General features: G+C 58.3%; 13 protein-coding genes and 1 pseudogene. 7 read left to right on the top strand and 7 right to left on the bottom strand.

Features of this window, described 5'->3' with window-relative positions; translation table 11 throughout:
• Positions 1-81: 81 nt before the first annotated feature.
• From AX755_RS26040 to AX755_RS06335, 4 genes and pseudogenes are all read left to right on the top strand, one after another.
• A pseudogene (locus tag AX755_RS26040) lies at positions 82-231 on the top strand (SymE family type I addiction module toxin); the annotation flags it as partial.
• 180 nt (positions 232-411) lie between these two features.
• Positions 412-927, top strand: coding sequence for a DUF2778 domain-containing protein (locus AX755_RS24345; RefSeq protein WP_306458811.1), 516 nt, complete (start codon positions 412-414; stop codon positions 925-927).
• On the top strand, positions 902-1,165 hold the full coding sequence (locus AX755_RS06330; RefSeq protein WP_038981718.1) for a hypothetical protein: 264 nt from the start codon (positions 902-904) through the stop codon (positions 1,163-1,165). The genes AX755_RS24345 and AX755_RS06330 overlap by 26 nt, the downstream gene beginning before the upstream one ends.
• A 9-nt stretch (positions 1,166-1,174) precedes the next feature.
• Positions 1,175-1,717, top strand: a complete 543-nt coding sequence (locus AX755_RS06335) for a hypothetical protein (protein ID WP_224085174.1) — start codon at positions 1,175-1,177, stop codon at positions 1,715-1,717.
• Here AX755_RS06335 and AX755_RS24350 read toward each other — a convergent pair.
• Together AX755_RS24350 and trpS are read right to left on the bottom strand one after the other, a co-directional pair.
• The gene (locus tag AX755_RS24350) at positions 1,652-2,023 is read right to left on the bottom strand and encodes a hypothetical protein (protein WP_058679390.1); all 372 of its coding nucleotides are present in this window, start codon (positions 2,021-2,023) and stop codon (positions 1,652-1,654) included. The two genes, AX755_RS06335 and AX755_RS24350, sit on opposite strands and share 66 nt — an antisense overlap.
• A gap of 576 nt (positions 2,024-2,599) precedes the next feature.
• Complete coding sequence (gene trpS / locus AX755_RS06340; protein ID WP_062856477.1) at positions 2,600-3,604, bottom strand: tryptophan--tRNA ligase; 1,005 nt, start codon at positions 3,602-3,604, stop codon at positions 2,600-2,602.
• Positions 3,605-3,802: 198 nt separating this feature from the next.
• Between trpS and fosA the strand changes: the two genes are divergently transcribed.
• On the top strand, positions 3,803-4,228 hold the full coding sequence (gene fosA, locus AX755_RS06345; RefSeq protein WP_062856478.1) for a FosA/FosA2 family fosfomycin resistance glutathione transferase: 426 nt from the start codon (positions 3,803-3,805) through the stop codon (positions 4,226-4,228).
• Here the strand turns inward: fosA and AX755_RS06350 are convergent.
• Entirely contained in the window at positions 4,214-5,221 is a 1,008-nt protein-coding gene (locus tag AX755_RS06350) for a LacI family DNA-binding transcriptional regulator (RefSeq protein ID WP_062856479.1), read from the bottom strand. The genes fosA and AX755_RS06350 overlap by 15 nt on opposite strands.
• Before the next feature lie 185 nt (positions 5,222-5,406).
• Here AX755_RS06350 and AX755_RS06355 point away from each other — a divergent pair, with 185 nt between their 5' ends.
• A complete protein-coding gene (locus AX755_RS06355) occupies positions 5,407-6,495 on the top strand; it encodes a cellulase family glycosylhydrolase (protein ID WP_062856480.1) in 1,089 nt (362 codons plus the stop codon).
• A gap of 50 nt (positions 6,496-6,545) precedes the next feature.
• Positions 6,546-7,967 carry an MFS transporter gene (locus tag AX755_RS06360; protein ID WP_062856481.1) on the top strand — a complete coding sequence of 474 codons (1,422 nt, stop codon included), beginning with the start codon at positions 6,546-6,548 and terminating at the stop codon, positions 7,965-7,967.
• On the opposite strand, the gene AX755_RS06365 is transcribed toward AX755_RS06360, so the two are convergent.
• The 4 genes from AX755_RS06365 to AX755_RS06380 are packed head-to-tail and all read right to left on the bottom strand — an operon-like array spanning position 7,930 to position 12,676.
• Entirely contained in the window at positions 7,930-8,751 is an 822-nt protein-coding gene (locus AX755_RS06365) for an alpha/beta fold hydrolase (RefSeq protein ID WP_023293378.1), read from the bottom strand. The two genes, AX755_RS06360 and AX755_RS06365, sit on opposite strands and share 38 nt — an antisense overlap.
• Before the next feature lie 30 nt (positions 8,752-8,781).
• Entirely contained in the window at positions 8,782-10,401 is a 1,620-nt protein-coding gene (locus AX755_RS06370; RefSeq protein ID WP_062856482.1) for an MFS transporter, read from the bottom strand.
• Positions 10,398-10,805 (bottom strand): DoxX family protein, encoded by a 408-nt coding sequence (locus AX755_RS06375; protein ID WP_062856483.1) that lies wholly within the window; start codon positions 10,803-10,805, stop codon positions 10,398-10,400. Before AX755_RS06375 ends, AX755_RS06370 begins: the two co-directional genes overlap by 4 nt.
• Complete coding sequence (locus AX755_RS06380) at positions 10,805-12,676, bottom strand: amidohydrolase (RefSeq protein ID WP_062856484.1); 1,872 nt, start codon at positions 12,674-12,676, stop codon at positions 10,805-10,807. Before AX755_RS06380 ends, AX755_RS06375 begins: the two co-directional genes overlap by 1 nt.
• Positions 12,677-12,771: the final 95 nt, after the last annotated feature.

Here is a 12,771-nt window from a genome sequence, read left to right on the forward strand (position 1 = left end):
CACTCTCCGAGAGAATACCGGCGGCAGCGGGCATCGTTAACTTAAGATACAAAAGCTGTCCGGAAATGGCGGGTCAAGATCACAAGAGAATTATGGGGATGTCTGGAAGGGATGAGTGTGGTGAATATAAATAAACAGAAAGTCGCGCAGTGGTTAAAAACATTTCCGGGTGCGTTGAATGATACTGGGGATATACCGATGGTGAAGCGCAGAAATGGTCTGGCAGAGTAAGAATAATATCTAAAATATCCCTTCTGTAATCATGTAAAAGGATAGGTTAATACGGGCTTGAATACACGTGTCCGTATTTTTCTTTTTTAAATGAATTATCTAATTCCGCTGGTACACCCAATAAAACGGTTGTAACATTCTCCGCAAAGCGACAGGGAGATTGCTATGCAAATTTGTAGGATGGATTACAACGATGTCTCCGCAGATGGAAGAACATTGACATTACACGTCTATGGGGTTGGGGCATTTCCTGTTTTTTCAGGTGTCGAACCCGTAACCAATATTGCAGAGTGCGCCTTTATCAGGAATGCTGCGTTACCGGTGGGTACATATTGGATCGTTGATTCACCGGAAGGAAGTGTTGCTAATCGTGTTGGGCGATTTGTAAAAGACTTAAAGAACGGGACCGATCATTCTGAATGGTTCGGCTTGTTTAATGCATCGACCATGGCTGATAACGTATTTGTGAATGGGGTCGACAGAGGATCATTTAGGCTTCACCCATTGAGGCCGAATGGCGAAGGAGAGTCGTGGGGATGCATAACGTTCTATAATATCCCTGATTTTCAGCTGGTCAGACAATCTTTGCTCGCACGTAAGAAGATTCGTGTTCCTGGTGGCAAAGGGTTGATGGCATATGGGCATATAGATGTAACAGGAAGGGTCGATTATGCTTCATGCAAAGTTAAAAAATAATATCCTGATTGGTCTGGCATGCCTCATTGCTTCCTTCTTTATTGTCCTGTTTCCTTTGGGAGGTTTACTCGATTACTTATCTCAAGCCAGCAATGATTTTTTAAATCGTACCGGTCTGGGGTTTGCTGATGGTGAAGCAGACCCATCATTCCTGTGGGTATTGGGTGGGATGATGGTCGTCGTTACCGCACTACTGATGTTCGTCATCCGAAAGATATGCAGCCTGAAACGGGCATGAGATATTTCATTGAAGATTTTTTCGACAATCCCGTCAACAGTCCTGAAGTGGTACGTACTTTCGACTGCCACGGTATTTATCCTCGGATGGCTGTTTGTCTGCCTTGTGGCATACGGTTCTGATGACACGACTGTTTATACAGAAAACGATTTTTTCCACTACCACCTGCTGACAGACGGGGAGATTGAAAACGCCCCTAAAGTAACGGACGACTATTATTTTGAGGCGCATTCGGGCGATGGTTACGAACCTTCAAACAGTATCATTTTTAAAGGCGCTACCAGTGCTGCGCCGTTGCGCGCTTATCTCGAAACGTTAGGGTATGTGAAGAAAAAGCGTAGCCTGGAAGTGAAGGAGGTCTGGTCGACACCCGAACGGTTAAACGCAGATTTTTTCTATCTGAACTTCAATACGGTTACGGGTGACATTGAACTGACCAAAGTGATAGGTAACGGGCATGTATCCCATGCCCGTAGTAAGAAAAAATCACTCGTGTTTTATCTGCTCTTTCACAGCCTTAACCAATACAGCATGGAGTTCGCCAACGGTTAAATCGCGTATCACAGGTTCGGGAATGCCTCGCAACCTGCGAATTAAACGGCAGATACCAAAGTAATCTATGCCCTCGGTGCTAAAAAGAAACTCGTTTTCAGCGAGAGAAAAAGTTTTCTCATAACCATCTTCTTCAGTGACGAGCGTAACGCCAAACGCGTCCTCGCAGTCTTCAATCAGGGCATCGCCATCCATGCCGCATATATCGAGGTCGGCTTCGATCAGGGTGTTCTCATCAATGCGCTTGCGATGATGTCCTGAGGACTGACGTACAACTTCTATGACCTGCGAAAGAGTGGGATTCATTATGTTGGATTCCATGGGGGAAGAAATGGCGCAGATATTTATAAAGAGACCGAATTAACGCCTGGGACTTATTATTGAAGGTACAAAGAAAATCAAAACAATCCACGCAAACATCCCAATGATTTTTAGCGGCCAGGGTTCGAATACATCAAAGCACACAATTGTGCCTATTACTAATAGTGGTCCTCCCAATAATTCAAGTATTCCTTCTAAAATAGATAACTTATGAGGCAATACACGATTCAGTAAAACGGCCATGAAATGTGCGCATCCTAAAGTAATGATTATAGCTATAGTGCATTCTTTCCAGTTATCAGTGACGCCCACGCATATGAGGCATAACACAATCACAAAAACACAAAGTAATGTATTCAGCATGGAAATAATAAACTTGCTCATAACATTTTCTACGACGTTCGAAAAATATAAAGAATCTATGAATATAGCGCTCTCAACAGAATAACAAACGACATTAGCTAAAAATGCATTTAAGAGACTCTTGCGCTTTAACTATTATTTTAATCGGCTACAAAGCGGCTTCGTGCTCTTCCCACGCACTCCACCGCTAAATCGACTTTAACTAAACACCGGCACCCCCAGCCCAACCTTCACCTCCCTCAACGTCCCCTGCGTCACCCCCTGCGCCCGTTCGGTCCCGCGCTTCAGCATCGCCATCAGCTCCCCTTTATCCTGCATATACATCGCCCTCCGCTCCCGCATCGGCGCAATCAGCTCCTGCAGGCACGCCTCCAGCTCGTTCTTGCACGCCCGGTCACCCAGCCCGCCCGCCTGATAGTGCTCCTTCATTGCCGCCACTTTGTCCTTGTCCGGATGAAACGCGTCGAGGTACGTAAACACCACGTTCCCCTCAATCTGCCCCGGGTCGCTCACCTTCAGGTGGTTCGGGTCGGTGTACATGGCGCTGACCGCACGGTGAATGGTCTCTTCGCTGGCAGAAAGGTGCAGCGTGTTGCCCAGCGATTTCGACATCTTGGCGCTGCCGTCGATGCCGGGCAGGCGGCTGGTGTCGCTCAGCATCGCCTTGCAGTGGCGCAGCACCGGGGCGGGCAGCAGGCTGTTCATCTTGTGCACAATCTCGTTGGTCTGCTCAATCATCGGCAGCTGGTCGTCGCCGACGGGCACGCACTCGGCCTTAAACGCGGTGATGTCCGCCGCCTGGCTGATGGGGTAGGCCATAAACCCGACCGGCAGCGAGCGGGCGAAGCCTTTCTGCGCAATCTCGTTTTTCACCGTCGGGTTACGCTCCACGCGGGCGACGGTGACGATGTTCATATACAGCATCGTCAGCTCGGCGAGGGCGGGCAGGGCGGACTGCAGGCAGATCGTGGTCAGGTTCGGGTCGATGCCCGCGGCGAGGTAGTCGGCCAGCACTTCGGGAATGTTGTCGCGGATCTTCTGCGGGTTGCTGCCGTTGTCGGTCAGCCCCTGCAGGTCGGCAATCAGCACAAACTGGTTGTGCGTCTGCTGCAGCGCCACGCGCTGGCGCAGCGATCCGACGAAGTGGCCGAGGTGCAGCGGGCCGGTTGGACGGTCGCCGGTGAGGATGGTGGGTGCGTTCATAAAGACTCCTTAATGTGCAACTGCCGAAAGGGGTCTGAGATGTGAGAAAGCCGCCTTTCGGCGGCTATCTGAAATGGGGAAAACTACTCCGTGCCGCCTTTAAGAAGGCAGCCACCAGCGGTTTACGGTGAGCACGGCGTGGTTTATGTTCATGCTTTTACCGTATCACGTCCGGCGCAAAAAACAAAAGGGCACGTCATGCTGCAATCTCTCAACCACCTGACCCTCGCGGTCAGCGACCTGCAAAAAAGCGTCACCTTCTGGCACGAGCTGCTGGGGCTAGCGCTGCATGCCCGCTGGAATACAGGGGCCTATCTCACCTGTGGCGATCTGTGGGTCTGCCTGTCGTACGACGAGGCGCGCCAGTATGTGCCGCCGCAGGAGAGCGACTACACCCACTACGCGTTTACCGTGGCGGAAGAAGATTTTGAACCGTTCTCGTACAGGCTTGAGCAGGCGGGCGTCACCGTCTGGAAGCAGAATAAAAGCGAGGGGGCGTCGTTCTATTTTCTCGACCCGGACGGGCACAAGCTGGAGCTGCACGTGGGCAGCCTCGCCGCGCGTCTGGCGGCGTGTCGCGAGAAGCCCTATGCGGGCATGGTGTTTACCTCAGCCGGGGCTTGAGGCGCGCACCTTCAGCCTGCCCGCCAGCGTCACGTGCGTGGCGGCATCTTCCTGATTGCACAGGTACTCCACCGCCAGCCGTCCCAGCTCGCTGTAGGGCAGCTGGATACTGGTCAGCGGCGGGGTGAGCTGCTCGGAGATCTTCTGGTCGTCGTAGCCCGCCAGCAGCATATCCTGCGGAATGCGCACGCCGTTCACCGCCAGCGCCTGATAGCAGCCAATCGCCAGCCAGTCGCTGGCGCAGAAGATGGCGTCCGGGCGCTCGGCCAGTTCCAGCAGGGAGGTGGTGGCGGTAAAGGACTCGCTGAACTGCCAGTTGGTCTGGCGCACCAGGCTATCGTCGCACGCGAGTCCGGCCTGCTGCAGCGCCGCCTGGTAGCCCGCCAGACGCTGGCGCGAGGCCTCCATCCAGCTCTCGCCGGTGATGTGGGCGATGCGCGTGGCCCCGCAGGCGATGAGGTGCTTAGTCACCTGGAAGGCGTTGGCGTAGTCGTCCGGGATAAACGACGGCAGCAGCGGCGAGCCGGGGTCGCGCTGGTTGAGCAGCACCAGCGGGATGCGGGTGCAGTCCTGGAATGCCGTCATGTCCACCAGCGTGGTGACCGGGGAGGCGAGAATAATCCCGATGCAGTTGCGCTTCTCCAGCTGGCGGATGATGTTCAGCGCCAGCTCGATGTCGTCGCCGTAGTCGTAGACGGTGAGCAGGGTCTCGTTGCGCCACGCCGCTTCCCGCGCCTGGCTGATGGCGTCGATAAACGGGTCGAAGCTCTGCATGGAGCTCACCAGCAGGGCGATCTCTTCCTGGTTGCGCGGGGCGTGAACGGCGGGGAGGCGGTCGTAGCCGAGCTCAGTGGCCACGTTAATCACCCGCTGGCGGGTGTCGTCGCTGAGCTTGATGTTGCGGGACTGGTTAAGCACCAGTGATACCGTCGCCTGCGACACCCCTGCCGCCCGCGCGATATCGTTCATCGTCACTTTCGTTTTTCGCTTCATCCGTCCTCTCCCTTTCGCGATTTCGCATCATACCCTAACCGCACGCTTTAGCGCCGTCGATCACGTTTCTCATTCATCGAAGCGTGAACTTTGTGAGGGCCGTCGCTTTTCTAAACGCCGTGATTTGCGCATTTACCCCGCAACTAATATTTATTAGCTAAATATTATCAGTAAGAGGACGCGTAATGAAAGAGCAGTGGAGCAGGGAGCAGGCACAGGCGTGGTATCAGCAGAAAGGCTGGCTGTGCGGGTTTAACTACCTGCCGTCGACGGCGGTGAACTGGACCGATATCTGGCAGGAAGAGACCTTCGATGCCGCCACCATCGAGCGCGAGCTGGGCTGGGCGGCGGAGGCGGGTTATAACACCCTGCGCATTAATCTGCCGTTTATCGTCTGGGAGCACGACCGCGACGGGCTGATGGCGCGCATCGACCGCTTTTTGACGATTGCCGACGGTCGCGGCTTCAGCACCATGCTGACCCTGATGGACGACTGCGGCTTCTCCGGCGACGAGCCGTACCTCGGCCCGCAAAAGCCGCCGGTACCGGGCAAGCACAACAGTCAGGCGGCGGCGAGTCCGGGGCGCGACAAGGTGTGCGATCCTGACTGCTGGCCGCAGATTGAGCGCTATATCCGCGACGTTGTTCGCCAGTTCCGCGACGATAAGCGCGTGCTGCTGTGGGATATCTATAACGAGCCGGGCAACCGCGGCATTTTCGCGACGGGCACGCAGGAGGTGCAGTACGACGCGAAGCTGGAGACCTGCGCGCACGAGTTGATGAAGCTGGCGTTCCAGTGGGTGCGTGAAGAAGACCCGACCCAGCCGCTCACCGTCTGCGCGTGGCGTCTGCCGCCGGAAGAGGAGGGCGAGACGTTCTTCCAGCATCCGCTGGACCAGACCGCACTGGCACTCTCGGACGTGGTGAGCTTCCACGCCTACACCCACACCGGCCGCATGACGGCGATTATTCAGCAACTGCAAAAGCTCGGGCGCCCGCTGTTCTGCACCGAATGGCTGGCGCGCCACGTGGGCAGCACGATGGAAGAGCAGCTACCGCTGATGTACGCGGCGAAGGTCGCGCCGTATCAGTGGGGGCTGGTGCGCGGCAAAACCCAGACGTGGCTGCCGTGGCCGGTGGTGATGAAGGAGTCCACGGACTACTGCCGCCTCTGGTTCCACGACGTGTTTGAGGAGAACGGCATTCCGTTCTCACGCCGTGAAATCGCATTAATGCAACAGCTGCGCAAGATCGCCCCGCAGGCGCAGGGCTAATAATATCGACCCGGCGGCCGACCGCCGGGCAACCAGGCAGGCATATAACAATGGCAATGACAATGAAAATACCGTCTCGCGAGTTGTGGTCTTATTTTGGCTATGGTTTAGGTCAGTGTTTTAGCTTTGGTTTAGTGGGTTCGTTTATTAACTATTTTTACACCGACGTGCTGGGGATCTCGGCGCTGGCGGCCAGTACCATCTTCCTGATTGCCCGCGCGTGGGACGCGGTTCACGATCCGCTGTTTGCCAGCATCATGGATACCATTAACAGCCGGTTCGGCAAGTTTCGCCACTTTTTGCTGATTGCGCCTTTGCTGATCACCGGCGTCACGCTGCTGTCGTTCTATAAAATCGAAGCAGACATGACCACCAAAATCCTCTACGCCGGGGTGACGTATATCCTGTGGGGGACGCTGTATGCCATCTCCGATATCCCGTTCTGGTCGATGTCGTCGGTGATGACCAACGACTCCGCCCAGCGCACCCGCGCGGTGACGGCGGCGATGCTCGGGGTGAACGCGGGGATTGCCTGCGCCAACATCTTCTTCCCGAAGCTGGCGGCGTTCTTCGCCCAGTACAGCAATGACAAAGGCTACTTTATGGCGGCGCTGGTGATGATGCTGGTGGGCCTGCCGCTGATGCTCAACGGCTTTATGCAGATCACAGAGCGCGTGCCGCCGAGCCCGGAAAAGGTGACCATCCGCGACACCTTCCACAACCTGCGCCAGAACAAGCCGCTGTTTATTGTCCTGCTGTCGTTCTTTTTCTGCGTGTTCCACAACGTGGCGGGCGGGCTGTATATCTACTTCTTTATCAATAATCTGGGCGACGGCAGCTTGCAGATGGCGATTGGCGTGATGGGTATTGTGGCGGCGGTGCTGTGCCTGGTGGCCCCGATGCTGACGCGCCGGATGCAGAAGCGGAAGCTGTTTATGATCCTCTGCGGGCTGGACGTGGCGGTGCGCGTGGTGATGTGGTTCATCGGCTATCAGCAGGTGACGATGCTGTTCATTCTGCTCGGCCTGAGCACGCTGTTCGTGATGATGACCAACATCCTTACCTCGTCAATGATTGCCGACACCATTGAATACGCGGAGTACCACACTCACAAGCGCTGCGCGGCGATCACCTTCTCGGGGCAGACCTTTACCGGCAAGATGTCGGTGGCAGTGGGCGGCGGGCTCATCGGCGTGTTTCTGACGATGATCGGTTACGTGCCGCAGGCGCAACTTCAGAGCGAAGGCGTGCTGTCGGGGCTGTTCTTCGGGATTTGTTTGTTACCGGCGATTGGCTCGTTGATCCGCATGGGCTTTATGTCGCGCTTTACCTTTACCGAGGAGAAGCATGCGGAGATTTGTCGGCTGCTGGCGGAGCGGAACGCGTCTGCGAAAGCGCCGGGTGGCGGCTGCGCCTTACCCGGCCTACAGAAAATTACAGCGACTTCACAAACGCCAGCAGATCTTCGTTGAGCTGGTCCTGGTGGGTCAGCGCGAAGCCGTGCGGCGCGTTGTCGTACACCTTCAGCGTGGCGTTTTTGATCATCTCTGCCGCCAGCTTGCCGGTGCTTTCAAACGGCACGATCTGGTCGTTGCTGCCGTGGATCACCAGCGTCGGCACGTCGATTTTCGCCATATCCGGGCGGAAGTCGGTTTCGCCGAACGCGGTCACGCAGTCGATGGTGCCCTTCAGTGACGCCAGCAGGGCGATGTTCAGCGTCTGGGTCAGGGCACCGGCAGAGACGGTCTGCCCGGCATTGATGCCGTAGAACGGGGTGGCGAAGTCGCTGATGAACTGGGCGCGATCTTTACGCAGGCCGTCGCGAATACCGTCGAACACGCTCTGATCCACACCCTGCGGGAAGGAGTCGGATTTGCCGAAGATCGGCGTGACCGCGCCCAACAGCGCCAGACCGGCCACGCGCGCGCTGCCGTAGTTATTGATGTAGCGGGTCACGTCGCCGCCGCCCATGGAGAAGCCCACCAGCGTCACGTCCTGCAGGTCCAGGGTGGTAATCAGGTCGTTGATATCGGACGCAAAGGTGTCGTAGTCGTAGCCGTTCCACGGCTGATCCGAGCGGCCAAAACCGCGACGGTCAAAGGCGATGGCGCGGAAGCCGCGTTCGGCCAGATAGTTCAGCTGGCTGTCCCACATGTCGCCGTCCAGCGGCCAGCCATGGCTGAAGAGAACCGGTTTACCCGCGCCGCAGTCTTTGTAGTAAATCTGCGTGCCGTCTTTTGCCTTAAACGTTGCCATAGTGTGTTCCTGTACAGGTGATGGTTATGGTTATACCGGCGCGACCAGGTAGCGAATAGCCGGTGATGTTGTGCCCTGATGAAAAGCCAGAACGCGGCTCTGCAGCAGGAGGTCATTCATGGTGTGGCGCTCCTGCTGGCGCAGATGCTCAATCCAGGAGCCCATCAGGAAGGTCTCGATAAACAGTCCGGGGCGTTCGATATCCTCATACACCGCCCAGCTCATCGCTCCGGCGCGGCGGCGCACCCGGCGCAGCTCGTGCACTGCCTGCAAAAACGCTTTCGCGTTGTGCGGGTCGATGATGTACTCGTGCGACACCAGCACCGGGCCGCGCTCGTTCGGCAGGTCGATCTCGATGCCGTCCAGCGGCTGGCCGCTGAGGTCGAGATTTAAATCAGGATCTTTCTCCAGCTTCCAGCGGAACACCGTCGCGCTCGCCAGCACCATTCCCAGCGTGGCGACCACCAGCGAAGCCGGGGTGCCAAACTGCGAAGCGATCTGTCCCCAGAGGGCGCTGCCGGCGGTCATCGAGCCGAAGAACACCGTCAGATAAACCGCCAGCGCGCGGGCTTTCACCCAGCGTGCCGCACTGCGCTGCGCGCCGAGGTTGAGGGTGGAAAGCACCGCAATCCACGCGAAGCCGGTGAAAAACTCAAACAGGTTCAGCAGCCAGAAGTGGCGTACGAACGCCAGCGCCAGCATGGTGAGGGCAAACGTCAGGCTGGCGGCCACCATCAGGCGGTCGGCGTTCAGCCGCTGGCGCAGTCGCGGCAGCAGGATGGCCCCGGCGATCGCCCCCAGGCCAATGCACGCCAGCATCACGCCGTAGCCCGCCGGGCCTAAACCCAGCTCGCGGCGCGCCACCAGCGGCAGCAGGGCCCAGCCCGCGCTGCCAAAAACGAAGAAGGCCACCGTGCGCACCAGCACGTTGCGCAGCACCGGCGCGGCGTGTACGTAACGGATGCCAGAGCGCACCGCCGAGAAGAAGTGCTCCGGCGGCAGACGCTGCACTGTCGGTGCGGGACGCCAGCGCCACAGCACCCACGCCACGCCGACCACGGAGAGCGCGTTCAGGACAAACACCATCCACGGCCCGGCCAGTGACAGCAGAAAACCGCCCAGCGCAGGGCCAATCGCCCGGCTGATGTTCACCCCAAGTGAGTTCAGCGCCACGGCGGCACCCAGCTCCGGCTTGCTCACCAGGTCAGGCACCACCGCCTGGAACGGCGGCGAGCTCATCGCCGCCCCCACGCTCAGCAGAAACGTCGTCACCAGCAGAACCGCAGGCGTGACGTGGCCGGTGAAGGAGAGCACCGCCAGCCCGGCGGCGGCGATGAACACCCACAGCTGGGAGAAGAGCAGGTATTTACGTCGGTCGACGATGTCCGCCATCACCCCGGACGGCAGGGCGAAGAGGAACATCGGCAGGCTGCTGGCCGCCTGCACCAGCGCGATATCCAGCGGATCGGCGCTCAGGCTCAGCATGCTCCAGTTAATACCGACGTCGCTCATCCATGAGCCGACGTTAGAGACCACCGTGGCGATCCACAGCATGCGGAACACCGGCTGGCTCAGCGGCTGCCAGGGCGAAACCGTCGGTGCGGGCGTCGTTTCGACGTGGGCGTCACGAACGTCGTTAACCTGGGTCATGCAAATTTCTCCGTTACCTTACGCTGCAGCCGCCACTGGCCCGGCCCGGTCAGGGCAAGGGTGGTGAAGATAATCAGCAGCAGCCAGCCAAACTGCCCTTCGGCAATCGACCAGTTCGGGTGAACCGCCAGCATCGCCACCAGCAGCACGGCAATAATCGGCAGGCACGCCAGGCGGGTGTAGACACCCGCAATGATAAACAGCGGACAGATCACCTCGGCGACAATCGCCGGGATCAGGCTCGCCCAGGGCCCGAAGCCGAACGGATCTTCAATGCGCGTCAGCTCTTCGCTGAAGTGCAGCAATTTCGGCAGGCCGTGCACGTACAGCAACAGCAGGCTGCCGGTCAGGCGCAGAAAAAACAGCCCCAGGTCGACCCGGGGCGGAGCAAAGGTGTTTTTCATCAGAATGCAAAGCAGCTGCAGCCCAGCGCCCCCCAGAATGCGTTATCGTCCGACACCGGTATCTCTGACGTGCGGGCAAAATCATGCTGATGGCTGTGCACCCCGCACGGGCCGCTGCAGTGGTGGACGGCGTTCATACCCACGCGTGTGGCCTGCGGCGGCGCGCTGCGGTAGTGGCCCGGCACCTTCACCACCGGGGACCACTCGGGCAGAACCGGAATGGCTGGCGGGGCCAGCGGGCCAAAGGTACCTGCGGCGTAAACGATATCGCCGTTGACCACCGTCAGGACGGATTCGATGCCTTTGATCTCCTCTTCCGGCACGCGGAAGTAGTCTTTGCTCAGCACCGCCAGGTCGGCGAGCTGGCCGACTTTGATCTGCCCCTTCTGGTTTTGTTCGCTGGAGAACCATGCGCTGCCCTGGGTCCAGAGCATCAGGGCGGTGTCGCGATCCAGACGGGCGCTGTGATCGTACATCTGCATCCCGCCGACGGTACGGCCAGAGACCAGCCAGTAGAGGGCGGTCCACGGGTTGTAGCTCGCCACGCGGGTGGCATCGGTGCCTAAGCCCACCGGTACGCCGGTCTCCAGCATTTTTGCCACCGGTGGCGTATGGCGGGTGGCTTCAATGCCGTAACGCTCGGCAAAATATTCGCCCTGGAAGGCCATACGGTGCTGCACGGCAATGCCGCCGCCGAGCGCTTTAATGCGGTCGATGTTGGCCCGGGTGACAGTCTCCGCATGGTCGAAGAACCAGTGCAGGCCGTTGAACGGAATATCGCGGTTAACTTTTTCGAACACGTCCAGCATGCGGCTGATGGACTCGTTGTAGGTGGCGTGCAGGCGGAACGGCCAGCGGTGCTCTACCAGATGGCGCACCACGCGCTCCAGCTCATCCTCCATGCCTGGTGCGAGATCCGGGCGTGGTTCGAGGAAATCTTCAAAATCGGCGGCGGAGAAGACCAGCATCTCGCCCGCGCCGTTATGGCGGAAAAAGTCGCTGCCCTGGCCCGGCGTGAGCATGTCGGTCCATTTCTCAAAGTCTTCCAGCTCGTGGCCCGGACGCTGGGTAAAGAGGTTGTAGGCGATGCGGACGGTCATCTGCTTCTTCTCGTGCAGCTCGGCAATCACCTCGTAATCTTCCGGGTAGTTCTGGAAGCCGCCGCCCGCGTCGATGGCGCTGGTCAGCCCCAGACGGTTCAGCTCGCGCATAAACTGGCGGGTGGAGTTAACCTGCTGCTCCAGCGGCAGCTTCGGCCCTTTGGCCAGCGTGGCGTAGAGGATCATGGCGTTCGGACGGGCGATCAGCATCCCGGTCGGGTTGCCGTTGGCGTCGCGCTGGATCTCGCCGCCCGGCGGGTTTGGCGTGTCTTTGGTGTAGCCAACCACCTTCAGCGCGGCGCGGTTGAGCAGGGCGCGGTCGTAGAGATGCAGGATAAAGACCGGGGTGTCCGGCGCGGCGTCGTTAATTTCGTCCAGGGTTGGCATGCGGCGTTCGGCAAACTGGAACTCGCTCCATCCGCCCACCACGCGCACCCACTGTGGCGATGGCGTGCGCAGGGCTTGTTCTTTCAGCATCCGCAGGGCATCGGCCAGAGACGGCACGCCTTCCCAGCGCAGCTCAAGGTTGTAGTTCAGCCCGCCGCGAATGAGGTGCAGGTGGGAGTCGTTCAGGCCGGGGATGGCGGTGTGGCCTTTTAAATCCACCACTTTTGTGCCGTCGCAGTGGTGTTGCATCACCTCGGCGACGGTACCCACTTCCAGAAATTTTCCGTCGCGCACGGCGACGGCTTCCGCCACAGGATTCTCGCGATCGACGGTGTGAAACTGGCCGTTAACCAGAATGAGATCGGCTTTTCCAAGGGTAACCATAACTGCTCCTGACTGAGAGGGGAATGGTCAGGATTATGGGAACCGGTTTCGGCAAAGATCCAGTTATACAATAGGATAGGTATACCAAAGTATAA

Source organism: Enterobacter sp. SENG-6, from assembly GCF_001605945.1.
In the GTDB taxonomy this organism is placed as follows: Bacteria; Pseudomonadota; Gammaproteobacteria; order Enterobacterales; family Enterobacteriaceae; genus Enterobacter; species Enterobacter cloacae.